The sequence below is a fragment of the Streptomyces barringtoniae genome (genome assembly GCF_020819595.1).
GTDB classification, from domain to species: domain Bacteria; phylum Actinomycetota; class Actinomycetes; order Streptomycetales; family Streptomycetaceae; genus Streptomyces; species Streptomyces barringtoniae.
The window spans coordinates 75,606-98,529 of sequence record NZ_JAJHNP010000004.1; the positions used below are offsets into that span (position 1 = coordinate 75,606).

Annotated in this window: 18 protein-coding genes; 5 read left to right on the top strand and 13 right to left on the bottom strand. The window is 72.2% G+C overall.

The annotated features are described in order from the left end of the window. Positions 1-4 precede the first annotated feature (4 nt). Complete coding sequence (locus LMU33_RS07460; RefSeq protein ID WP_228618501.1) at positions 5-1,423, top strand: GH39 family glycosyl hydrolase; 1,419 nt, start codon at positions 5-7, stop codon at positions 1,421-1,423. Positions 1,424-1,450: 27 nt separating this feature from the next. On the opposite strand, the gene LMU33_RS07465 is transcribed toward LMU33_RS07460, so the two are convergent. From LMU33_RS07465 to LMU33_RS07485, 5 genes are all read right to left on the bottom strand, one after another. After that, positions 1,451-5,263: a polysaccharide biosynthesis C-terminal domain-containing protein gene (locus LMU33_RS07465; RefSeq protein WP_228618503.1), complete on the bottom strand. Its 3,813-nt coding sequence runs from the start codon at positions 5,261-5,263 to the stop codon at positions 1,451-1,453. Then, positions 5,256-6,029 carry a polysaccharide deacetylase family protein gene (locus LMU33_RS07470; protein WP_249813499.1) on the bottom strand — a complete coding sequence of 258 codons (774 nt, stop codon included), beginning with the start codon at positions 6,027-6,029 and terminating at the stop codon, positions 5,256-5,258. Before LMU33_RS07470 ends, LMU33_RS07465 begins: the two co-directional genes overlap by 8 nt. A gap of 19 nt (positions 6,030-6,048) precedes the next feature. Continuing rightward, positions 6,049-7,038, bottom strand: coding sequence for a glycosyltransferase family 2 protein (locus LMU33_RS07475; protein WP_228618506.1), 990 nt, complete (start codon positions 7,036-7,038; stop codon positions 6,049-6,051). Further along, positions 7,035-7,856, bottom strand: coding sequence for a glycosyltransferase family 2 protein (locus tag LMU33_RS07480; RefSeq protein WP_228618508.1), 822 nt, complete (start codon positions 7,854-7,856; stop codon positions 7,035-7,037). Before LMU33_RS07480 ends, LMU33_RS07475 begins: the two co-directional genes overlap by 4 nt. Before the next feature lie 405 nt (positions 7,857-8,261). Continuing rightward, entirely contained in the window at positions 8,262-8,660 is a 399-nt protein-coding gene (locus LMU33_RS07485; protein ID WP_228618510.1) for a hypothetical protein, read from the bottom strand. Between the two features lie 240 nt (positions 8,661-8,900). Here LMU33_RS07485 and LMU33_RS07490 point away from each other — a divergent pair, with 240 nt between their 5' ends. Beyond that, entirely contained in the window at positions 8,901-9,695 is a 795-nt protein-coding gene (locus LMU33_RS07490) for an SGNH/GDSL hydrolase family protein (RefSeq protein ID WP_228618511.1), read from the top strand. An 18-nt stretch (positions 9,696-9,713) separates the two neighbouring features. On the opposite strand, the gene LMU33_RS07495 is transcribed toward LMU33_RS07490, so the two are convergent. The 4 genes from LMU33_RS07495 to LMU33_RS07510 form a co-directional block, all read right to left on the bottom strand. Then, the gene (locus tag LMU33_RS07495; RefSeq protein ID WP_228618513.1) at positions 9,714-11,357 is read right to left on the bottom strand and encodes a serine/threonine-protein kinase; all 1,644 of its coding nucleotides are present in this window, start codon (positions 11,355-11,357) and stop codon (positions 9,714-9,716) included. A 60-nt stretch (positions 11,358-11,417) separates the two neighbouring features. Beyond that, positions 11,418-12,917, bottom strand: a complete 1,500-nt coding sequence (locus tag LMU33_RS07500) for a HoxN/HupN/NixA family nickel/cobalt transporter (protein WP_228619068.1) — start codon at positions 12,915-12,917, stop codon at positions 11,418-11,420. Between the two features lie 29 nt (positions 12,918-12,946). Beyond that, a complete protein-coding gene (locus tag LMU33_RS07505) occupies positions 12,947-14,524 on the bottom strand; it encodes a tetratricopeptide repeat protein (protein ID WP_228618515.1) in 1,578 nt (525 codons plus the stop codon). 93 nt (positions 14,525-14,617) lie between these two features. Further along, positions 14,618-16,177, bottom strand: coding sequence for a DUF4331 domain-containing protein (locus tag LMU33_RS07510; protein ID WP_228618516.1), 1,560 nt, complete (start codon positions 16,175-16,177; stop codon positions 14,618-14,620). A gap of 219 nt (positions 16,178-16,396) precedes the next feature. Between LMU33_RS07510 and LMU33_RS07515 the strand changes: the two genes are divergently transcribed. From LMU33_RS07515 to LMU33_RS07525, 3 genes are all read left to right on the top strand, one after another. After that, on the top strand, positions 16,397-16,939 hold the full coding sequence (locus tag LMU33_RS07515) for a sigma-70 family RNA polymerase sigma factor (RefSeq protein WP_228618518.1): 543 nt from the start codon (positions 16,397-16,399) through the stop codon (positions 16,937-16,939). Further along, complete coding sequence (locus LMU33_RS07520; RefSeq protein ID WP_228618520.1) at positions 16,936-17,772, top strand: anti-sigma factor; 837 nt, start codon at positions 16,936-16,938, stop codon at positions 17,770-17,772. The genes LMU33_RS07515 and LMU33_RS07520 overlap by 4 nt, the downstream gene beginning before the upstream one ends. Positions 17,773-17,898: 126 nt before the next feature. Beyond that, positions 17,899-18,168 (top strand): hypothetical protein, encoded by a 270-nt coding sequence (locus LMU33_RS07525; RefSeq protein WP_228618522.1) that lies wholly within the window; start codon positions 17,899-17,901, stop codon positions 18,166-18,168. 110 nt (positions 18,169-18,278) lie between these two features. Here the strand turns inward: LMU33_RS07525 and LMU33_RS07530 are convergent, their stop codons facing one another. The 4 genes from LMU33_RS07530 to hmgA all read right to left on the bottom strand — a co-directional run bounded on the left by LMU33_RS07530 (position 18,279) and on the right by hmgA (position 22,907). Then, positions 18,279-19,487, bottom strand: coding sequence for a CaiB/BaiF CoA transferase family protein (locus LMU33_RS07530; protein ID WP_228618523.1), 1,209 nt, complete (start codon positions 19,485-19,487; stop codon positions 18,279-18,281). Positions 19,488-19,598: 111 nt separating this feature from the next. Beyond that, positions 19,599-20,753: a type ISP restriction/modification enzyme gene (locus tag LMU33_RS07535; protein WP_228618525.1), complete on the bottom strand. Its 1,155-nt coding sequence runs from the start codon at positions 20,751-20,753 to the stop codon at positions 19,599-19,601. Positions 20,754-20,777: 24 nt separating this feature from the next. Next, positions 20,778-21,527, bottom strand: coding sequence for a GntR family transcriptional regulator (locus tag LMU33_RS07540; RefSeq protein ID WP_228618527.1), 750 nt, complete (start codon positions 21,525-21,527; stop codon positions 20,778-20,780). Positions 21,528-21,572: 45 nt separating this feature from the next. Beyond that, complete coding sequence (hmgA, locus tag LMU33_RS07545) at positions 21,573-22,907, bottom strand: homogentisate 1,2-dioxygenase (RefSeq protein WP_228618529.1); 1,335 nt, start codon at positions 22,905-22,907, stop codon at positions 21,573-21,575. Positions 22,908-22,924 lie beyond the last annotated feature (17 nt).

Sequence of the window (22,924 nt, forward strand, 5' to 3'; positions counted from 1 at the left end):
CTTGATGGGACGTCATGGGTGGGATTCGGATACTCGGCGGTGGCGGCTCACCGCCCTGCTCGGTGTGGGTGCGGCCGCGCTGGCCCTGGCCGTGACCCTGTTCAGCACGCTGTCCGGCGGACCCAGCACGGCCGGCACCATACGTGACGGCGACAAGGTGCACGGCACCCCCGCCCGTCCCGGCGCGAAACCGGAACCGTACGTCGGCTGGGGTTTCACCCACACCCAGTACAGCGCCGACGAGGGCGCAGGCGAGGCGACCGCGCGCGTGCGGCGACTGCTCGGGCAGGATGCCGGTCTGGCGCAGAACCAGCACATCATGGGCTGGGGCGCGGACAATCCCGAACCGGTCGAGGGGCGCTACGACTTCGGCGCCCTCGACCGCCGTGTCGACTTCATGCGCGCCTCCGGCGCCACCCCGGTGATCACGCTGTGCTGCTCCCCGGACTGGATGAAGGGCGGCAGGGCCGGCGTCGGCAACACGGACTGGAGTCAGGCCGCCCTGGAGAAGGCACCCACCCCCGGCCACTACCAGGACTTCGCCGACCTCGCCGCCACCGTGGCCCGCCGCTACCCGGACGTGAAGCACTTCGTCGTCTGGAACGAGTTCAAGGGCTTCTGGAACGACGCCAGGTCCCGCTGGGACTACGAGGGCTACACCAGGATGTACAACCTCGTGTACCAGGCACTGAAGAAGGTCGACAGGAACATCATGGTCGGCGGGCCCTACCTGGTGATGGACAGCGTCGACCCGCGGGACCCGAACGCCTCCACCGCGCTGAAGGGGCCCTGGGGCGCCATGGACCAGCGGGTGCTCGACGCCTTCTCCTACTGGAACGCGCACAGGACGGGCGCCGACTTCACCGTGGTCGACGGCTCCAGCTACACCCGTGACGACGACATGCTGCCGAACGAGTTCGCGGCCACCGACAAACTGACGGCGGTCAGCACATGGGTACGACAGCAGACCCACGGCCTGCCGCTGTGGTGGGCCGAGTACTACGTCGAGCCCGGCGACGGCAACGACGACCGCAAGGGCTGGACCGAGCCGCACCGCGTCGCCGTACAGGCCACCGGGATGATCGCCATGGTCAAGGGCGGTGCCGAGTCCGGCTTCTACTGGAACCCGGAGGACAAGGCGGGCACCGACTGCGCCGGCTGCCTGTGGACGCCCACCGACAGCGCCGGCGGCGGCAGGGCCCTGCCCATGTACGACCTGGTGTCCCGGTTCGCCAGGGCGTTCCCGCCCGGCACCAGGTACGAGACGGTCCAGGTCGCGCCGGACGACGTGCCCAACGTCCGCGTCCTGGCCGACGCCAGGACCGTCCTCGTGGTCAACACGCAGAACCGGACCATCAGCGCCCAGGTCGACGGCAGGCGGTTCGACATGCAGCCCTACGAGGTGAAGTGGCTCGACCGCTGAGCCACCCCACACCCGTCACCCCATGCGTCACTTCATGGTCAGGAACCGCTGCACCAGCGAGGCCAGCACCACCGCCAGCAGCGGCAGCGAGAACCAGAACGCGCCCTGCAGCGACCGCAGTTGGCGTACGCCGGGCCGGACGGCGACCCGTGCGACCTCCCGTCCGGCCAGCAGCAGGATCAGGACGACGGCGGCCAGCGCGCCGACCACCGACCACGGGGTCCAGGTCACCTGGGGCCCGATCGGCCCCGGGTGCGGATTCGGCACCGGGCCCGCCGGCTGCCTGCGCAGCGCGAACACGGTGACGTCGTCGTTGACCAGGACCTTCGTCAGCTCCTGCCGCTCGTCCAGGTTCTCGATCAGCCGGGGCTCCCAGGTCGTGGAGTAGCCCGCGTCCAGCCGCAGATAGGTCACCTGACTCTTGTTGATCATCAGATACGAGTTCGGGCCGGCGTCCTTGAGCGCCTTGACCAGGCCCGACACCAGTACCGGGTCGGTCGGCGCGAGCGTCGGCACGTAGTTCACCCGCTCCATGTCCTTCGATCCCCACGGCATCGCCGGGGTTACGTCGTTGACCGTGTCCTGGGTCAGCCACAGCAGCCGCAGTGTCGGCTTGTCGTGGGCGTACACCCAGTTCATGGCCGCGACCTCGCCGGGCCGGGTGCGCTCGAAGGGCTCGTTGCCCCAGCGGGCCACCAGGAAGCCGCCCATCAGCAGCAGCCCGGCCAGCAGCGCGGCCAGCGGAGCGAGGCTGACCCGGTCCTTCTCGCGTTCCCTCGCGGTGACGCCGGTGCGCGGGAAGAGGGCGAGGGCGCCGAGCAGGGCCGCGCCGGGCACCGCGAACATGAAGACGCGCAGCGCCATCTCGCCGCCGTACGACTGCATGCCGAAGCCCAGGAACGGCACGAAGGTGAGCACCAGCAGCGAGCGTTCGCGGTAGCGGTGGAAGCGCCGGCGCCACCAGCCCCAGCAGGCGAAGGTCATGACCGAGCCGGCCAGCAGCACCCGGGTGTACAGCACCAGCTTGTGGGTCGAACTGCCGCCCTGGATCCGGCCGGACACGGACGTGGAGACATTGCTGCCGACTCCGCCGACCCCGCCGAACAGGTCGTTGAAGTGCCCCGACCAGTACGGCTCGGCCATGAAGCCCACCCAGACGGCGACCAGCACCGCGAACAGCAGCGGCAGCCCGCGCAGCTCGGACCGGCCCAGCAGGACGAGGGCGGCGAGCACGCCGAGCATGACGAACGGGGTGAGCTGGTGCGCGGGCACGCTCGCCGCGTACAGGCCGATCAGCACCAGCAGGAGGACCGCCCGCTGGCGGCGGCCGGCCGGTTCCACCTCGGCCTCGCCCGGACGGAACTTCGTCCAGATCACCCGCGGCGGGCGGAACCAGACCAGCAGGATCGCCACGAACACCAGGTACAGGAGGTAGGTGAAGCCCTGGGGCGAGAAGTAGTCCTGGCCCACCCAGCCGCACAGCACGAACAGCCAGACGCCGGTCCACTTCGCCCGCCAGCTCGCCCGCAGGGAGCGGGTGAGCAGGAACATCGGTGCGAGATAGGCGAGTTGTACGGCCGTCGGCCACCAGCGGATGACCTCGGTGAAGTCGGTGACCCCGCAGGCCCGGCCGACGAACGCGGCCACCGCGAAGAAGCCCGGCCAGCTCCAGCGGGCGTCCAGGTCCGGCACGGCGGACCCGGTGCGGTCGATGTAGTCGATGAACCCCAGGTGCTGCCAGGCCGTCGGGAACCGCGGCTCGGTCTCGATCAGCGCGGGCAGCGCGTGCAGCGACACGACCGTCGCCACCAGCGTGAGCAGCAGCAGCGCCCGGTGCTCGCGACGCAGCCAGAGCAGCGCGGCGAAGACGATCACCAGCAGGGCCGCTCCGGCCAGCGTCGGCAGCGGCAGCACCGAGACCAGCCCGAGCCCGCCCATCCGGTCCAGGTCGGCCTCGCCGAGCCGCAGCGCGGGCACCCAGTACAGCAGCAGCGCGGCGATCAGCAGACAGCCGAGGACCACACCGGTGCGGGTGGGCAGCAGCCGTTGCCGCGGCGACACCGGCTCGTCCGGTACGGCGGTGTCCGCCCGGGCCTGCGCGCGGGGTGCGTCGGTCCCTGCCACGGAGTCGGTCCTTCCGACGGACGCGTCCAGTTCCTCCGCCGTGAACGGCGCGTCGACCTCGGCGGCCTCCGCCTCCCGCAGCAGTTCCGCCTCGGCCGGGCCGACTGAGGCCTCGGTGCCGGGCGCCCTCTCCTCCACCGGGAGACCGACCGGACGCGCCGCCGGCACCGGCGTACCGGCGGGCGGGGTGCCGGGGCCCGGGCGGACGTCCGGCCGGCGCTCCACGTGGTCGAAGTCGACGTGGATGCCGAGGGCGAGGGTGTCGGAGTCCAGCGCCCAGGCCGGGCTGTGCCGGCGCGCCGGGGAGGCCGGGATCCCGGGTGCTCCCAGGTCGGCGAGGTCCCCGTCCGGTGCCGCCGAGTCGGGCACGGCGTCGGTCGCGGCCCGGATCGTCCTCCAGAGCCTCGGCGCGGCGATCGCGGCGATCACCGCGAGGCTGGCGGCCTCGGCGAGGCCCGCGCCGGTCAGCCCCATCCGGGGCAGGAGCAGCAGGGTCAGGCCCAGCGTCAGGGCGCACAACAGGCCCTGGAGCCAGGCGAGTCCGGCGGTGCGGCTGCGGGCGCGCAGCACCGCGAAGTACGTCTCGATCACGACCCGCAGCACCGAGCCGACCGCGAGCCAGCGCAGCAGCGGGGTCGCCGCGTGCGCGTAGCCCGCGCCGAACACGCCGAGGATCCAGGGCGCGCCGATGATCCACAGGGCCGCGATGGGCAGCATGATCCGGGCCATCCGCTTCAGCGCGGCGCGGGTGTAGGAGGCCAGCCGTGCCGGGTCGTGCGAGCCCTCGACCGTGAGGGACGCGCCCATGTTGATGGCGAGCAGGTCGGTCGTGCCGCCGATCGTGGTGGCGATGTAGAAGTACGCGTTCTCCGCCGAGCTGACCTGCGAGGCGACGATCACCGGAACCAGGTAGATCACCGCGAGGGAGAACAGCGAGCCGGTGTAGTCCCCGGCCAGGAACCGGCCGACCTGTTTCAGTGTCGGCGGCTCGGTGCGCCCCTCGGTCGCCTTGACGTGCCGGGGCGCCAGCCGCCGGAACACCAGCCAGCCCAGCGGCACCACCGAGGTGGCGATCGCGGCCACCCAGGAGACGAAGACGCCGGTGGTCGGGATGGCCGCGGCGAACGCGACGAGCAGGGCCAGCTTCACCGCCGAGAACACGGTGTTGCCCACCGGCACCCAGGTGGCGCTGCGCAGCCCGGTCAGCACACCGTCCTGCAGGGTGAGCACGTTCCACGCGACGACGGCCGCGATGAAGCCGAGCCCGTTGACCGTCCCGTGCAGGAAGCGGTACGACGGCCCCCAGGTGTCCAGGGTCAGCAGGAAGGCGCCCGCCGCGACCGCCACCAGCAGGGAACTGCCTGCGTAGGTACGGAAGACGAGCCGCCCGGTGCGTCTGCCGGCCACCGGGATGAACCGGGCCAGTGCGCCGGTCAGGGTCACCGCGGTCAGCCCGGCGAGGAACTTCATCGCGGCGATGGCGGCCGAGCCCTGCCCGACCGCCGACTCGGAGTAGTAGCGTGCCGCGGCCAGCCAGAAGCCGAGTCCGAGGACGGCGGAGATGCCGGTGTTGAGCATCAGCGCGTAGGCGTTGCGGAACAGCGGGCTGCCGCCGGAGGACCGGCCGGTGCCGGGCAGCCTGAGGCGGCGCCCGGACTTGTGGGGCGGCTCGGCGCCGGTCGTCGTGGACTCGGTCGTGGTCGTCGTGTCAGACACGGGAACGGATGGCCTTCCGGCGGACCTGACGGGCTCTGCGGACGAGGGCGTAGCCCTTGGTGAGGGCGCGGTCCCTGGCGAAGGTGCGGACGACGGCCCGGCCGTGGAGCAGCCGCTCGAACTCCTCCACACCGGTGGCGCGCCGCACCGTGACCCGCTGGAGGGCGTACGGCCCCTGGCGGCGGCGGGCGAGCGCGTTGCCGACGGCGAGGGCCTGTGCGTACCCGTCCTCGTGCACGGCCCGGCGGACCCTGCGGTCGGAGTAGCCGTAGGGGTAGGCGAACGACACCGGCCGGGTGCCGAGTTCGTCCCTGGCGATCTGCGTGCAGCGGGTCAGCTCCGTGCGCAGCGCGTCGTCGCCCAGCTGGTCGAGCTGCGGGTGGGTGTGGCTGTGCCCGCCGATCTCGACGCCTGCGGCGGCCAGTTCGCGCACCTGCGGCCAGTCGAGCATGGCGTCCAGGCCGCCCCCGGTGTCGTACGCGCCCCTGATCCAGCCGGTGGAGACGAACAGGGTGGCCGGGAAGCCGTGCTTGGCGAGGACGGGGAGGGCGTGCCGGTGCACCCCCTCGTAGCCGTCGTCGAAGGTGATCAGCACCGGCCGGGCGGGCAGCGGGCGGCCGGAGCGCCAGCGGGCCGCGAGGTCGGCGGTGCTGACCGGGGTCAGGCCCAGGTCGCCGATGAGCGCCATCTGCTCGGCGAAGGCCTCCGGCGCGACCGACAGGGCACGGGTGGCGTCGTTGGGCGCGGTGGCGACGGAGTGGTACATCAGGATCGGTACGGCAGTGTCACTCACCGGTTCCCCCTTCGATCGGCGCCACCGAGAACGTCGTACCGCCGCGCCGCGCCCGCAGGCTGCCCAGCGCGTAGCCGCCGGCGGCGCTCAGCACCCCGGCGACGATCGCGCCCGCGCGTCCCGCGCCGCCCGGCCGGGCCAGGAAGGCGTCCCGCAGGCCACGAGCGACCCCCGCGGGCAGCACCCTGGTGGCGTACCGGCGTTCGGACTCCAGTCCCTTGTCCGCGCCGACGCTCCGGGCGACCAGCGCCTTGGACAGGCCCTCGGCGTAGGTGCGGGTGCGGAAGTACGCGAAGTGCTCGCGCGGCGCGGGCACCCGGTGGTGGATCACCGCGCGGTCGTCGATGAGCAGGACGGCGTCGGGGCGGGCCCGGGTGAGCCGGATGCACAGCTCCGTCTCCTCGCAGCCCAGCGGGCGGCGGTCGCCGTCGCGGCCGATGCCGGTCGCGAAGCCGCCCGCCGCCTCGAACGCCGTACGCCGGAAGGAAGCGTTTCCGCCGAGCACGTTGCGCACCCGGACCCGGCCCGGCGGCAGCCCCTTGTACGTGCAGCCCACCACCCAGTCGAACTCCTCCGGGAACCAGGCCGGCCGCCGGCCCGACGCCCAGACGGGCACCGTACGGCCGCCGACCGCCATGACGCGCGGGTCGGCGTAGCCCTCGGCGAAGCGGCGCAGCCAGTCGCGTTCGGCGACGGCGTCGTCGTCCAGGAAGGCGATGACCTCGCCGTGGGAGGCGGCGATACCGGTGTTGCGGCCGGCGGACAGGCCGCGCGGGCCCGCGTTGGCCAGCACCCGGACGCCCGCGCTCTCCTTGTACTCGCGCTCCAGCCGGTCCTTCAGGGCCGGGTTGTGGTCCACGACCAGGAGCGTCTCCAGCGCCGGGTACGACTGCGCGCGCACCGAGGAGACCGCCGCGAGGATGTCCCCCCAGCGGTCCTCGGTGTACACGCAGATCACGACGGAGATGCCGGGATCTGTCAAGACACCTCTCCCCGGACCGTGTCGAGCATCGGCGAGTGGCGTTCCTGGCGGCGCAGTTCACGCCGGTTGGAACGTTCCCCGAGGATGACCTTGAGCACCCGGAACCCGTCGCGCACGGCCCGCAGGTTGCTGGTGCCGTGGATGCGGAGGTACTCGTGGCTGGGTATCTCCTGGACCTTCAGGCCGGCCTTGACCACTCTGATGTTCATCAGCGTCTCGACCTCGAAACCCGTGCAGTCGAGGTCGATCTTGTCCAGGCAGTGCCGCCAGAACGCGTTGTAGCCGTAGCACAGGTCGGTGTAGCGGGCGCCGAACTTGCGGTTGACGACCGTGCACAGCGCCCAGTTGCCGAGCTTTCGGATGAAGGTCATGTCGTCGGTGCCGCCGCCGTTGGCGAAGCGCGAGCCCTTGGCGAAGTCGGCGCCGGAGACCAGGGCGGAGACGTACGACACGATCTCGTTGCCGTCGGCGGAGCCGTCCGCGTCGACCATCACGATGATGTCGCCGCTGCAGGCCTCGAACCCGGTGATCAGGGCATCCCCTTTGCCCTTGCCCCGCTGTTCGACGACCTTGACGTCCGGCCACAGCGAACGGGCCACTTCGACGGTGTCGTCCGTGGAATTGCCGTCCACCAGGACGACTTCGTGTATCCAGTCCGGAAGGGTCTTGAAGACGTAGGGCAGATTCTCCGCCTCATTCATGGCGGGAATCACCACGCTCACCGGCGGCGTGATCGCCAGGTGGGAGGAGATCGGCCGGTAGTGCGCGGCGATTAAAGGATCTTGGCCCGAACTCGGCGGGCGCAGGACGGAACTCATGTGTCTTTTCCCTCTCGTCCGGTGGACCGCCCACCCCCGGGCGGCCCGGCTCTGTCTCCGGTTCGAAAGGGGGGTTGTCGTCATCTTCGGCACGGGGGACCGAGCGGCGAATCGATCTGCGAATCGACTGCGAACCGATCTCCGTGCACGTCGATGAGCTGGCAAAGCTGGCCGTCTGCCGGAGAAGAACGGCAGCCGGTCGCGCGGCACGACTCGGTCACAGTTGCGGTCACCGAGCACGGCACCCCCCTACCGCGCCCCGCGCCGGTGGACGCCGCGGCCCTGAGCCCTCCCCTGGAGCCGTGTGCCGACGTGCCGGTGCGGGTGAGATGTACGACGTTATTGACGATTGAACCCGAAAGGCAACCCCTGGGGGACTGCCTCACGGTTTTGTTGGTTTGGCCGTTACACAACCTTGGCCGGTGCTGTTCGGGTTTGTGTGCGTTTTCCGGAAATTCGTTCCCGGATCAGGCTCAGGAGCAGGAGCAGCAGACTCAGCACGGTCACCGCGACCACCCCGCCGCGGACCGACCAGCGGTGGACCGCGAGCATGCCTTGGGCGACCAGCATGTTGACGACGACCGAGCCCGCAAGTGCGCAGAGCGCTCGGCCGAAGGGATTCAGCCCGCGCAGCGCCGCGGCGAGCGCCACGGCCGGTGCCGTGATCAGGAAGAACAGGGTGCACGGGCCGCGCAGCGGAGAAGCGGAGTCGATGAGAGCGAGCAGCGCGCCGAACCCCGCGACAGCGGTCGCGGCCCCCGCGAGCAGCGGCAATGAAGATGTCTTGATGCGTATGGTCTGCATGACCGACTTTGCCCCCCGACGCGCCGGATGCCGGGCTTCAATGTGGCGCAGTCCATGTGGGGCCGTCAAGACGGCGGTTGTCGAATCGTCAACAGGACTGGCATGTCCATGCAATAGATGAGCCGTGAACGTTTCGCGTTGATCCTGTTGAGACCACAAAAGTCTTGGCATGGACACTTCCCGTCAACACGCGTAGTTGCTACGACAGTTGTGGCAGAGATCCTGCTAAAGGGAGGTTCCATGAGACGTTCCCGACTTACCGGATTCGTTACCTCGCTCCTCCTCGCCGCCGGCCTCGGTCTCACCGGGGCCGGCCATGCGACCGCCGCCACCGGTGGCTATGTGGCCCTCGGCGACTCCTACTCCTCCGGAGTCGGCGCGGGCAGCTACATCAGCTCCAGCGGCTCCTGCGACCGCAGCACCAAGGCGTACCCGTACCTGTGGAACGCCGCCCACAGCCCGTCCTCGTTCGCGTTCAACGCCTGCTCGGGCGCCACGACGGACGACGTCATGGCGGGCCAGCTCGGCTCGCTCAGCTCCTCGACCTCACTGGTGTCCATCACCATCGGCGGCAACGACGCCGGCTTCTCCGACGTCATGACGACCTGTGTGATCCAGTCCGACAGCGCCTGCATCGACCGGATCAACACCGCGAAGGCGTACGTCGACTCCACGCTCCCCGGCAAGCTGGACACCGTCTACAACGCGATCAGCGCCAAGGCCCCCAACGCCCGGGTGGTCGTGCTCAGCTACCCCCGCTTCTACCTGCTGGGCCAGACCTGCCTCGGCCTCTCCGACACCAAGCGGTCCGCGATCAACGGCGCGGCCGACTACATCGACGCCGCCATCCAGAAGCGCGCCCAGGCCCACGGCTTCGTCTTCGGCGACGTCCGCACCGCCTTCTCCACCCACGAGATCTGCTCCGGCGACTCGTGGCTGCACAGTGTCAACTGGCTCGACATCGGCGAGTCCTACCACCCCACCGCGGCCGGTCACTCCGGCGGCTATCTGCCGGTGTTCACGAACAACGCGTGACCCGAACGGGCTCGCCCCTCAGGGTGAACTCCCCGGCGAGCCCGATGCCGAAGCGGAGGCCCCGCCCGACGGGGTCTCCGTCGCCGTGGCCGTCGTACAGCTCACCGAGAACGGGACCGCGTTCGACGTGGTCTGCACGGGAGCGCGCACCTTCACACCGATCCGGTCCTCGGTCGTCCCGCTGCCGCGGTACACCGTCAGGGTCACCCGCACCTGCCGGCTCTTCCCGCCGCCGTCCGGGAACGACAGGGTGTGCCACCCCGGGTCGGACACCGATCCACGGGTCGTCACCCACCGGTACTCCACCTGCGCGGGCAGCCGCCCCACCGTGAACGTCGCCGTGAAGGAGGGCGTCTGCCCGTCCGGCGGCGGACAGCTCCCGGAGTACGTCGTGTGCGCGCCGGCCACGGTGACGTCCACGGACTGCGCCGGCTGTGCGCTCGACGACGTGCTGCCGCTCGGCGACGGCGGCGGTGTCGTGCCCGAGCCGGTGCTGCCGTGCGCGGTCGGCGTCCGTGCGCCGCCGCTCGCCCGGGCGCGGCCGCCCGCGTTCCCCTGACCGCGGCCGTTGTCACGGTTCAACAGCGCGTACGTCAGCCCCGCGAGCGCGAGCGCGAGGACGAGCAGGCCCGCCACCAGGACCGCGCCCGCCCGCCGGCCGCGCTGGGGCGCGTCGGAGCCCGTGGACGCCGTTGACGCCGTGGGTGTCGTGGCGCCGGACACGGGCTGCGGCGGAGTGGGGTAGGGCTGCTGGTACGGCGCGGCGGCCGTCGGCGCGCTGTACGGCGGCACCGGCAGCGTGGCCGCCCGGGGCGCACCTCCCCCAGAGGGGGCACCCCCGGCCGCGACGATCCGCAGCTCGTGCTCCGCCCGCCCGGCGTCCAGCCGTTCGGCGGGATCCTTGCGCAGCAGACCCTCGATGACCGGGGCCAGCGGACCGGCCCGGTGCGGCGGCGGCAACTCCTCGTCCACGACGGCACGCAGGGTGCTGATCGGGGTGTCGTACCGGAACGGCGAGACGCCCTCCACCGCCGCGTACAGCAGCACGCCCAGCGACCACAGGTCCGACTCCGGCCCCGGCGTCCGCCCCAACGCCCGCTCCGGGGCGAGGAATTCGGGCGAGCCGATCACCTCACCGGTCATGGTCAGCGCGGAGCTGCCCTCGACCGAGGCGATCCCGAAGTCGGTCAGCACCACCCGGCCGTCGTTGGCGAGCAGCACGTTGGCCGGCTTCACGTCCCGGTGCAGCACCCCGGCGGCGTGCGCGGCGCGCAGCGCGGACAGCACCTCGGCACCGATGTGCGCCGCCCGCTGCGGCGACAGCGGGCCCTCCGCCTCCAACTGGTCGGCGAGCGACAGCCCGCGCACCAGCTCCATCACGATCCACGGCCGGCCGCCCTCCAGGGCCACGTCGTACACCGTGACGACGTTGCGGTTGGCGACCCGGGCCGCCGCCCACGCCTCCCGCTCCAGGCGCGCGTACATCCGCTCCACGTCGGAGGCCGGCAGCCCGGCCGGGGCCCGCACCTCCTTGACGGCCACCTCGCGGTGCAGCACCTCGTCCCGGGCGCGCCACACGGTGCCCATGCCGCCCTCGCCGAGCGGGGACAGCAGACGGTAGCGGCCCGCGATCACACGTTCGCGGCCCGGCTCTTCGGACACGGGCGCCCCCAAGGCAAGTCGTGTGATTTCTCCCCGTCGCGTGATTCACCCCAAGTTAGCTCAGCCAAGCGCGGATGCGGCCCCTTTGAGCACCAATCCGGCGCCCAGGGCCATGACGACCAGCGCGGACGCGAGCGGTACGGAGCGGCGCACCAGCCCGGCCACCGGGTGGGCGGTCCAGCGCGGACGCCGCTCCAGCACCCGGCTCACCCCCGACCCCAGCCGCACCACGGCGAACCCGGCCGCGGTGAGCGTCAGCGCGAGCCCGGCACCATAGGCCACGACGAGCAGCAGCCCGAACCAGGCCTTCCCGAGCGCGGCGGCACCGACGAGAACCACCACGGCGGACGGGCTGGGGACAAGGCCCCCGGCGAAGCCGAGCAGGAGGGTGCCGCGAAGGGTGGGGGCGGCGGGGTGGGTGTGGGTGTGGCCGCCGTGGGCATGGGTCTGGCCGCCGTGGCTGTGGGTGTGCCCTTCATGGGTGTGGGCATCACCGGAGTCGCCGTGGCTGTGGGCGTGTCCACCATGGGTGTGCTCCCCATGGGTGTGTTCCCCATGCTGATGGGGCTGAGGGTGGCGGGTTGACCAGACCCTCCGTACGAGACCCGCGCCGGCCGCCAGGACCAGGGCCCCGCCGGCGATGCCCAGCCAGGCGATCACCGACGGCGTGGCGGCGGAACCGGCGGTGACGAGCAGGCCCAGGGCGACCACGCCCAGGGTGTGGGTCACGGTGACCGAGGCGGCCAGCGGCAGTACGTCCCGAAGCCTTGCCCGGCCCCCGCGGGCCGCAGCTGCCGCGGCCATCAGGGTCTTGCCGTGGCCGGGCGCGAGCGCGTGCATCGCGCCGAGGACGACCGCGACGAGCAGCGCGAGCGCGGCGAAGCCGACGGTGAGGTCGTGGCGGGCCACCAGGTCGTCCAGCGCGCGGGTCCAGCGGTCGGCGCCCCGCGGCAGGATCGCGGCGCCCGGTTCCGCCTGCCGCTCCTCGGCGAGGGCCGGGCCGCCGGGGCGCAGGCGCACGGAGGCGGCGGTGGTGTCGGCGGGCGAGGACAGCAAGTCCTTCGGATACGTGGTCAGTTCGTGCGAGACCGACGTCTTCGGCACGTCCGTCCCGGTCAGTGTCATACGGTCGCCGCGCGCGGTGATCTCCCGCCAGCCGGGTCCGCCGGTGGCGCCCGCGCTGTGGAAGCCGAGGGTCACGGTGGCGCCGCGGGGGAGCGGGGCGGTCAGCCGGCACTCCACCCGGAGGGTGTGCAGCCCCGCCTGACCGGGACGCAGCCGCGCCGTGGCGCCGACGGCGGTCAGCGTGGCCGTACGGCCGTCGACGCTCAGCCTGCTGTCCTCGGCGGCCCGCGCACACCGCTGCCGGGCCCACTGCGCCGTGCCCAGCCGCTGCAGGTCGGGCCCGGCCTGGGTCGCCGGGATCTCGGCGAGGTCCTCCACATGGTCGATGCGGAGCTGCCCGGGAGCGGCGACCAGGCCGTCGTAGCGGTTGACCGTGAAGTTCCCGAGCGGATGCGCGCTCGCCGCGCCGGCCGGCAGCAGCGCGAGCGCGCTCATCGCGAGGAGCAGGAAGGGGAGGCGGAGCTTCACTTCGTCGCCTCCAGGGCGGTGCGGGCCTCGGCCGCGCCGAGCGGGGAGAAACCGGGGTTCAGGCGCAGGGCCGCGGTGAGGGAGGCGCGACCGGCCGTGCGCCGGTTTGCGGCCAGCTCGATCATGCCCCGGTGGTACAGGAAGGCGGCGTTGCGGTAACCGGTGGCGGTGGCCCGGCGGGCGTACGGCAGCGCCTCGGCGTCCCGGCCGTTCACATGCAGCGCCCAGGCCAGCGCGTCCGCGGTGTGCACGGTGTGCCGGCGGGCCCATTCGGCGCGGGCCGCGCGCAGGGCGGCCGCCTTGTCGCCGTGGTCGGCGGCGGCCAGTGCGGTGTCGAGGTCGGCGTTGACTCCGTTGGCCTTGGCCAGTGCGATCCAGGCGTCCACGAGGGCGTACTGCCGGCGCGCCCTGGCCCGGTCGCCGGCCGCGCCCCGCGCCTCGTAGAGCTCGCCCAGTTCGACCAGCGGACCGGGCAGCGGATACCGGGACACCACGGTCTCCATCCCCTTGATCGCCGCCGCGCGGTCCCCGCTCGCCGCCTGCGCACGCGCACGGCCCTCCAGCGCGGGCAGGTAGGTGTCGTCGGCGGCGAGTGCGCGGGCGTAGTACGCGAGGGCGGCCCGGTAATCGCCCTGGTTCCAGGCGAGTTGGCCGAGCTGGGTGGCCACGTAGGCGATGTCGCCGGGTGACGTGGCTCCGGCCAGGGCCTGCTTGAGTACCCGGCGTGCGGTCGCCACGTCACCTCGCAGCTCATGTACATACGCGTACCGCGTGAAGACCGGCACCCCCGGTTTGCGTGTGTCGGCGGTCTCGGCGGCTTTCAACGCCTCCGGATACCGGCCGAGTTCGACCAGGCCGTCGATACGGGAGGACAGCGCGCGCTCGCTGTACGGGTTCTGCCGCAGTGCCCGGTCCGCGTAGGCCAGGGCGTCCTTGAAGTCGTGCCGGGCCGCGGCGAGGGCGGCGCGGCCGGCCAGCGCCTGGTCGTTGTCCGGGGTCAGCGCGAGGGACCGGTTCAGCGCCCGTTCCGCCTGCGGGTAGCGGGCGGGGTCGCCCTTGGTCCGCGCCTGCTCGACATAGGCCAGGCCCAGCGTGGCCCAGCTTCCGGAGTCCTTGGGCTGGGTCCGCAGATGCGCCTGGAGCGCGGCGATGCTCGCGTCCAGGTCACCGCCGCCGAGCACCCCGGGGTCCACGGCAGCGGAGGCAGCCGGCACGGTGGCGGGCGCCCGACCGGCCCCCAGGGCGATGGCCCCGCCGGTCAACGCGACCGCCAACAGAGCGGCGCACCCCGCGAGTCGGGCGCCCCGCCACCGCCGCCCGGCAGCGGCGAACCGCCGAACGGCGGCCACACGCTCATCGGGACCGGAGCCGACGGAGGCCGACTCCGACGGCTCTTCGGGCGCGGGTCGGTGGGAGCCGGTGGATGAGGGTTCGCCGGAGCCGCCGTGGGCGATGTGCTGGGTGGGGTGGGGGTCGGAGCGGTGGGCTGGGGGCTCTTCGGGGGCGGTGGCGGCGGTGGCGGTGCCCGTGCCCTTCTGCCCGTTCGTGTCGTCGTCCTGTCTGCGCGGGCCCATGCCGTCTCCTGCGTGCTCGGTCGTGTCGGATGGCGCGGCCCGCCGTGGGGGAGGGGAAGGTGCGGGCCGCGCCGGTCTGGGTGGGGGCGGGGGTCAGTACGGGCGGCGTATGCGCCGGCGCCACCAGCCGACGGCCGTGCCGAGGAGCAGGATTCCGGCCGCGCCCGAGGCCGCCGACGCGGCGATCAGGACCGTGTTGCCGGAACCGGAACCGCCGGAGGACCCGGCCGGTTGCAGGGCGTCGCCGAGCTGGCTGCGGACGTCCGTGCCCGCCGTCGTGCCCTTGGCGAGCGGGCCGCGCGAACCCGAAGTGGGCTCGGCGACGTACGGGAAGTACTTCTCGAAGCCCCGGTCGTTCTTGTCCACCGCGTCGCCCAAGTCGTTCTTGGAGCCGACCAGTTCGCCCTCGACGACCTGCAGCGCCTCGTCGATCACGTCGTCGGTGAGCCGGCGCCCGTTCGGGAAGCCCGCGTTGTCGCCGTCGAGAACACCGAGCCGCTTGGGATGCATGGCCGGCTTGATCGAGGTGTTCAGGCGCAGTTCCTCCGAAGGGCGCACGTTCGGGGGCTGGTTGAGGCCCTTGACGCCCTTCAGGAACACGTCGACCAGGTCGTTGCGCGGCTCGCTCGGCGCCTTGATCTTGTAGATCGACTCGATGAGCTTCGGCAGTTCGGGGTTGGTGACGTTCTTCAGGAACTGGGCGTCGTACGCGGGCTGCGAGGCGTTGAACCTGTCCTTGTCCTTCTGCGGGTTCACCACCTCGTTGACCAGCGGGTTGCCCAGGCGCGAGACCTGCGTGTAGTAGCCCTGCGCGTTGCGGCGCTGGGTGGTGGACCAGATGCCGACGACCGGCTGCCCGGCCGACTCCCGGATCAGGTCGGTCGGCACCTGCAGGGCGATGGTGTTGACGTTGTAGCCCTTCAGGGTGTCCCGCCCGACCTCGCTGAGGTTCCCGCCGTACAGCAGGTCGAAGACGCGCAGGTCCGCGAAGAACGGGTCGTCCGCCTGCCCGGCGAAGGTCGCGGCGCCGCCCGCCGTCTTGTAGACGGCCTGGGCGCGCAGCTTGCCGTAGTCCGGCATGGACGCCTTGCCGACGTCCGACGGTGCCGCCGGCACGTCGTCCGCGAGCTTCGTCCGCGACACCGCGTGCCCGTGCTTGAGCCGGAGCAGATCGATGTCGTACGTCTGCGTGATGTTGAGGTCGGGATCGGCCAGGTTGGTGACCGGACCCGTGTTGTACAGGAACGTGTTCCCGTTCTTCGTGTGGGTCGTGAAGGTGTAGCGGAACACCATGTCGTCCTGCGCGTCACCGTTGCTGTCGATGTGGATGTCGTACTGGGCGTCGTCGGCGAACGTGTAGAAGTTCGGCCCGCCCGCCGGCTCCTCGAACGGGATCCAGTTCGCCACGATCGTCGTCGTGTCGGGCCTGTCCGGGCTGACGAACGCGTACAGGTCGGTGTTGTCGTACTGCGGGGTCCCCGAGATCAGTGGGGCCTCCCGGTGGGAGGAGGCGGAGGCCGTCCCGGGTTCCAGCGTGGCGACGCCGGCGGCCGCGAGCCCTCCGGCCGCCAGCGCACCGCACAGGAGCGTGGCCAGGCCCGTACGTCCCCTGGCGCTTCTGGAGAGGAGACTCCTGGAGAAGAGAGGTGTCATGCGTCCGTCCTCAGTGCCGACTTGCCTTTGACGGTCGGGTCTTCGGAGCGGGCCCGGGGATCGGATTGGTCGGACGGAGAAAATCCGCGGAAAAACTTTGGGCCCGCCCCGACCCGCGTTTTCGGCCCGCCGATCCGTATCTCCCGCGGGAGGTGTGCCTACGTGCGGATGCGTGGAGTGCGCGGAAGGGCCGGCTGCGGCCACGGAGAGGGGGCCCGGGTGCGGGCGGACGAGCTTCTGGTGCTCGTCGCGGGCGGCGACCAGCGGGCGTTCGAGGACCTGTACGCACTGGTGTCCGGGCCGGTGTACGGGCTCGTACGACGGGTGGTGCGCGACCCGGCACAGTCCGAGGAGGTCGCCCAGGAGGTGCTGTTGGAGACCTGGCGCTCGGCCGCCCGGTACGACCCCGGCCGGGGCAGCGCGCTGTCCTGGATCCTCACCCTCGCCCACCGCCGCGCCGTCGACCGGGTGCGCAGCGCCCGCGCGGCCGGCGAACGCGAGCAGCGGGAGGCGGTGCGGGCCGGGGAGCCCGCGTTCGACCAGGTCGCCGAGGAGGTCGAGGCCGGCATGGAGCGCGAGTGGGTACGCCGCTGTCTGCGCCGGCTCACGGACCTGCAACGCCAGTCCGTGACCCTCGCCTACTACGACGGCTACACCTACCGTGAGGTGGCCGAGCGGCTCTCGCTGCCGCTCGGCACCGTGAAGACGCGGATGCGCGACGGGCTCACCCGGCTCCGCGAATGCCTGGGAGGCGCCGCATGAGCATCCTCGGCAAGCTGCTGCGCCGCGAGGACCTGCACTCCCTCGCCGCGCCCTACGCCCTCGACGCCCTGGAACCCGGCGAGCGGCGCCGGTTCGAGAAACACCTGCAGGGCTGCGACCGGTGCGCCGCCGAGGTGCGGGAGCTGGCCGAGGACGCGGTGCGCCTCGCCTGGTCCACGGCCGCCCACGCACCCCCCGAGCTGCGCCACCGGGTGCTGGCCGCCGTACGCACCATCCCGCAGGAGCAGGCCCGGGTCCGAACCCAGGCCCAGGCACCGGTCCGGGAGCGCACGCCGCAACTGCCGCCGCACGTCTGGGGCACCCAGCCCCCGCCGGGACGCGCCCGTACACCCCGCACGCGCCCCCTTTTCGTGCCGTTCGCCACGGCCACCGCGGCGGCTGCCCTCGTCGTCGCCTCGCTCTTCGCCGTGCAGGCGCAGCGCACCGAGGACCGGCTCGCCGCGGAGAAGGCCCGGGGACGTGAGATCGCCCACGTTCTGGCCGCGGCCGACGCCCGCGCCACCACCAGCAAGGACGCACGGGGCCGCGCGATCGGAGTGATCGCTTCCGCCTCGCAGGGAGAAGCCGTCGTCACCCTCAGCGGATACGGCAGCCCGCCCGCCGGCCGCGTCCGCCAGCTCTGGCTCATGCGACCCCGGGCGCAGCCGCGCTCCCTCGGGCTCCTCGCGGGCGACACGCCCTTGGTCGCGAAAGGCCTCGACACCTCCTCGACGTCACTCGCCGTAACCGTCGAGCCTGACGGGGGCTCAGCGCAGCCCACCGGCCAGCCCATAGTCCAACTCACCCTGAAATCGGTCGGATTCGGAGAGTAGTCAACGTGGGATGGTCAACCGCCTTGCAGGGAAGGTGAATCCTGTGGACGCGATACACGCGTGCCGCCCTGGGGCGATAGGGTTACTCTGCCCGGGCCGGGTGGACTCGTACGGGTGGGGAGTGACATGGAGCAGATAACAGTGCGCAGCAGGGCCAGGGTCCCTGCGATCACCTGCGGCAGCAGCGCGACCAGTTCGCGCCTCGACCGCCATCTGTCGGTGCTGGCGGGTCCCGCCATACCGCAGCGGGAGACGGTCGAGGCGACTTCGCTGATGCGCGAGCTGACGGCGCGTGACACCGCACAGCAGCGCAGCGACCGGGGCAGGCGGGTCAGCCGCGTCTCCCTCTTCGCACCGCTGCGTCGGCTGCGTCGCTCGCTGTTCGGGGGTCACTGAGCGGCAGCTGACCGACCGCTGAGCAGAAGCTGAGCGGCCGTCGAGCCACCACCGAGCCGCCGCCGACCCGGCCACACACGGCCCCTGGACCCCTTCCGGGTCGCCGGCGCTCAGGCCGTCACACCGTCCCGGCGCATCGCTGCGATCTCGTCGTCCGTCATCCCCACGGCACGCAGCAGCGCCTCGGTGTGCTGCCCGAGCGCGGGCACATCACCCATCCGTGCCTCGTCCCCGCCCGGCAGTGTGATGGGAGGCAGCAGCGCCTTCAGCGGCCCGACCGGCGAACCCACCTCACGCCACCGCTCCCGGGCCGCCAGCTGCGGGTGCCCGGCCAGTTCGTGCAGATCACGCAGCCGGGCACAGGCGATGCCCGCCTTCTCCAGCCGGGCCAGCGCCTCCTCGGCGTCCAGCGCGCCGAGCGCACGCGCCACCAGCTCGTCCGTCCTCTGCCGGTTCGCGACCCGTGACGCGTTCGTGGCGTACGCCGGGTCCGTCCCCAGCTCCGGTCGGCCCATGACCTGTTCGGCCAGCCGCCGCCACTCCCGGTCGTTCTGCACGGACAGCAGCACCCGTCCGCCGTCCGCCGTCGGATAGGCGTCGTAGGGCGCGATGACGGCGTGCGCGAGGCCGGTGCGCGCCGGGGGCTCACCTCCATGCATCGCATGGTGCAGTGGATGCCCCAGCCACTCGGCGAGCGCCTCCAGCATCGACACCTCCACCGGCCCGCCCCGCCCGGTCGTCCCCCGCCGCACGAGGGCCGCCAGCACGCCGGAGAACGCGTACATGGCCGCCGCGATGTCCGCCGCCGGGACGCCCGCCTTCACCGGCTGCTCCGGCGTGCCGGTCACCGACACGAGCCCCGCCTCGCACTGCACGAGCATGTCGTACGCCCGCTTGTCCGCGTACGGCCCCGAGGAGCCGTACCCGGAGATGTCCACGGCGATCAGCCGCGGATGCGCCGCGCACAGCGTGGCCGCGTCGAGACCGAGCCGGGCCGCCGCCCCGTGGGCGAGGTTCTGCACGAACACGTCCGCGTCCGCGATCAGCCGCCGTACGACGTCCAGGCCCCGCGGATCCTTCAGATCCACGGCGATGGACTCCTTGCCGCGGTTGCACCACACGAAGTGCGAGGCGAGACCGCGGGCCGCCGTGTCGTAGCCGCGCGCGAAGTCGCCGCCGTCGACCCGCTCCACCTTGATGACCCGGGCTCCCAGGTCGGCGAGCTGCCGGGTCGCGAAGGGCGCGGACACGGCTTGTTCGACGGCGACGACGGTGATGCCGGCAAGGGGCAGGGGCTGGGTGTCCGTGGGCTGTTCCATGACCGGATCATGGCCCGCGACCGGCGGGTTTGTCAGCAGCCCGGCAACCGGTGAACCGCGAACGCGCCGAGCGTCGACCCGCGCTCCTGAGGAAGCCGCTCCACGCCGCCGCTAGATCAGGGCGAACTGGCCCTCCGGGCCCTCCTCGTGGTGGTCCAGGACCGAGGCGGGGCGGCGGGAGGACTCCGGCGCCGGGAGGATGCCCGCCTCCCGCAGGCCGGTCGCCGTGATCGAGGTCGTCACCTTCAACTCGGCCCGCTGCGGCCGCAGTTCGGCCAGCAGGGCCAGAACCGTGATCAGTTCCAGCAGTTCCGACGTCCAGGCCTGCGGCCAGCCCGCCGGGCGGATCGCGGCCAGCGTGCCCGGTTCGGCCGCCGTCGTGCGGGCGGTGAACCAGGACTCCAGGACCCGGACCCCGGCCACCTCGTAGTCCCAGGCCTGCGGTGGCACGGGGGAGATGCGGCCCTCGTCGACGTGGAGGGTCTCGTCGTCGGAGTCGTAGAGAAGAGTGCCGGGCCGGGTCGGCAGGGGTGCGCGGACGTAGGGGCGGCGGCCGCCCGGCAGCTTGGGGCGTTCGCCGTCGCGGCGCATCAGCCACAGCATGCGGCGGCCCAGTTCGACCCCGGCCGACCAGATGTCCGGGTCGTCGGTGAGCGGGACGGTCAGGGCGGGAGTGGTGGCCGCCAGGATCCAGGAGAGTACGTCGACCGGAGCGGGGGACTCGCCCAGGCGGTCGGCAAGGTGGGCCGCGAGGCCCGGCGCGAGATTCGGTTCGTTGCCACCGGGGCGGCGGTACAAGGGGCGGACGCGGCCGGTGCGGAGCGTGGGCAGCAGCGAGGTCGCCAGGAGCGGGCCGTCCTCGTCTCCCGTCTCCACCGTGAAGACCTGGTGCGCGTCCGCCACCCGCCACAGCTCCGGGCGCGCGGCGTCGATCAGCCGGTGGTCCGGGATCAGCCACTGCTCGTCGAAGGGCGCCGACAGGACGCGGACCGGCTCGGCGCAGGGGCCCTCGGCGCGGGCCAGCCGCTCGGTACCGGTGGACTGGCCCGGGAGCTGGCCCACCGCGGAGTGCGGCGTGCGGGCCCGGGTCGGCTCGAAGAGGGCCTCGCGGTCCGGTCCCTCGGCCTTGAGCAGGGCCTCCCACCGGGCCTTCAGGGAACCGGGATCGGGTGCCGTCGGCCAGGCGCGGCCAGGCCGCAGCGGTGCGACGGACCACGGCATGAGGTCCGCCAGCAGCGGAGCGTCGTCGTGCGTCACGCAGGGCATGGTAAGGCCTGTGCCCGACCGGTATCAGGTCGCATCCAAGGTGACCGTGAACGAGAACCGGTCCCCCCGATACTGGATCACCGCCACATCCAGCACCCGCCCACCGCTGTCATAGGTCACCCCGGTGTAGTGCAGGATCGGACTGAGCAGCGGCACCTGCAGCAGCCGCGCGGTCTCCGGGTCCGCGAGCCGCGCCTCCACCGTGTCCGTGATACGGCTGATGTCCGCCCCGACCACGTCCCGCAGTACCTTCGTCATCGGCCAGCGGACCAGGTCCTCCAGGTCGATGCGCGCGGCGAGTTCGGGGCGGACGTGGTTGACGGCGTGGTTGGTCGGCTCGCCGGTCTTCTCGTCGCTGCGGAGGCGGTGGTACGTCATCACCTCCGCGAGGTCCGGGAAGTACTCGGCGGCCCCGGCCGGCACCGGTGTCATCCCGTGGTCCAGCAGCTCCGTCGTCATCCCGGACTGCTGGGCCACGATCGCGTCCACCGAGCCCAGCAGCCGGACGGGCGCCCCCCGCCGGACGCCGGGCTCGATGAACGTGCCCCGCCTCCGGTGGCGGCTGATCAGCCCCTCGTCCTCCAGTTCCTTCAGTGCCTGCCGCATGGTCAGCACGCTCACGCCGTAGTGCTCCGCCAACTGCTCCTCCGTGGGCAGCCGCAGCGGGTCCTCGGGGGAGCGGCCGAGTATCGAGGCGCGCAGCGACTGCGACACCTGGTACCACAGCGGCAGCTTGCGGTTCAGGACGATCGAATCCGGGGCGAAGGAGGTCACTCGGCTATCCGTACCTGTCGATGAACGTCAGGCGCAACAGAGGCGTCATGCGCGGAAATGGCGCTGGAGCCCCTGCCACACGTCGTCGTAGCGCCGCTGGAGGTGGTCCGCACCGGCCGCGTGCGGGGTGAGGGTCACCGGCCAGCGGGTCTCGAACATGAACGCCAGCCCGTCGTCGATCTTCTGCGGCCTGAGCTCGGCCGCGCTGGCCCTGTCGAAGGTCTCCCGGTCCGGGCCGTGCGCCGACATCATGTTGTGCAGCGAGCCGCCGCCCGGCACGAAACCCTCCGCCTTGGCGTCGTACGCGCCCTCGACCAGGCCCATGTACTCGCTCATCACGTTCCGGTGGAAGTACGGCGGCCGGAAGGTGTCCTCGCCCACCAGCCAGCGCGGGGCGAAGACGACGAAGTCGACGCCGGCCAGGCCCGGGGTGTCCGACGGAGAGGTCAGGACCGTGAAGATCGAGGGGTCCGGGTGGTCGTAGGAGATGGTGCCGATCACATTGAAACGGCGCAGGTCATAGACGTAGGGCACATGGTTGCCGTGCCAGGCGACCACATCGAGCGGGGAGTGGTCGTAGGTGGCCGTCCAGAGGTTGCCGCAGAACTTGTTCACCACCTCCACCGGGCCCGCCACGTCCTCGTACGCGGCGACCGGCGCCCGGAAGTCCCGGGCGTTGGCGAGGCCGTTGGCGCCGATCGGACCGAGGTCGGGCAGCTGGAAGGGCGCGCCGTAGTTCTCGCACACATAGCCCCGGGCCGTCGGGCTCTGCCCGCCATCAGACGCAGTGTCAAGCAGTTCCACACGGAAGCGCACCCCACGGGGAATCAGCGCCACATGTGCCGGCTCCACAGCGAGCCGGCCGAACTCGGTGTGCAGCAGCAGTCCGCCGCGCTCCGGGACGATGAGCAGCTCCCCGTCGGCGTCACTGAACACACGCTCCATGGAGGCGTTGGCGTGGTACAGGTGCACGGCCATGCCCGTGCGCTGCGTCGCATCGCCGTTGCCGCCGAGCGTCCACAGGCCGGCGAGGAAGTCGGTGCCGGCCGGCGGCTCCGGCAGCGGGTTCCAGCGCAGCCGGTTGGGGTCGGGGACGGTCTCGGTGAAGGGAGCCGTGCGGATCGCGCCGTTGCCGGTGCGGGTGAACGCCGGGTGCGCGGCCGAGGGGCGGATGCGGTAGAGCCACGAGCGACGGTTGTGTGCCCGCGGCTCGGTGAAGGCCGTACCGCTCAGCTGCTCCGCGTACAGCCCGAGCGGTGCGCGCTGCGGTGAGTTGCGGCCCTCGGGCAGCGCGCCCGGCACGGCCTCCGAGGCGTGTTCGTTGCCGAATCCGGTCAGATACGACAGTCCCGCGGCGGTCTTCCGCGCGTCCCCGCTCATGATCGCTCCCTTGCGCT

What these genes read in the sequence shown, in the direction of transcription:
- LMU33_RS07470 (WP_249813499.1), bottom strand. Translation starts at nt 6,029, where the DNA reads ATGTACCACTCCGTCGCCACCGCGCCCAACGACGCCACCCGTGCCCTG.
- LMU33_RS07490 (WP_228618511.1), top strand. Translation starts at nt 8,901, where the DNA reads ATGAGACGTTCCCGACTTACCGGATTCGTTACCTCGCTCCTCCTCGCC.
- LMU33_RS07525 (WP_228618522.1), top strand. Translation starts at nt 17,899, where the DNA reads ATGGAGCAGATAACAGTGCGCAGCAGGGCCAGGGTCCCTGCGATCACC.
- LMU33_RS07530 (WP_228618523.1), bottom strand. Translation starts at nt 19,487, where the DNA reads ATGGAACAGCCCACGGACACCCAGCCCCTGCCCCTTGCCGGCATCACC.
- LMU33_RS07510 (WP_228618516.1), bottom strand. Translation starts at nt 16,177, where the DNA reads ATGACACCTCTCTTCTCCAGGAGTCTCCTCTCCAGAAGCGCCAGGGGA.
- LMU33_RS07500 (WP_228619068.1), bottom strand. Translation starts at nt 12,917, where the DNA reads ATGAGCGCGCTCGCGCTGCTGCCGGCCGGCGCGGCGAGCGCGCATCCG.
- LMU33_RS07460 (WP_228618501.1), top strand. Translation starts at nt 5, where the DNA reads ATGGGACGTCATGGGTGGGATTCGGATACTCGGCGGTGGCGGCTCACC.
- LMU33_RS07480 (WP_228618508.1), bottom strand. Translation starts at nt 7,856, where the DNA reads ATGAGTTCCGTCCTGCGCCCGCCGAGTTCGGGCCAAGATCCTTTAATC.
- LMU33_RS07505 (WP_228618515.1), bottom strand. Translation starts at nt 14,524, where the DNA reads ATGGGCCCGCGCAGACAGGACGACGACACGAACGGGCAGAAGGGCACG.
- hmgA (WP_228618529.1), bottom strand. Translation starts at nt 22,907, where the DNA reads ATGAGCGGGGACGCGCGGAAGACCGCCGCGGGACTGTCGTATCTGACC.
- LMU33_RS07520 (WP_228618520.1), top strand. Translation starts at nt 16,936, where the DNA reads ATGAGCATCCTCGGCAAGCTGCTGCGCCGCGAGGACCTGCACTCCCTC.
- LMU33_RS07535 (WP_228618525.1), bottom strand. Translation starts at nt 20,753, where the DNA reads ATGCCCTGCGTGACGCACGACGACGCTCCGCTGCTGGCGGACCTCATG.
- LMU33_RS07485 (WP_228618510.1), bottom strand. Translation starts at nt 8,660, where the DNA reads ATGCAGACCATACGCATCAAGACATCTTCATTGCCGCTGCTCGCGGGG.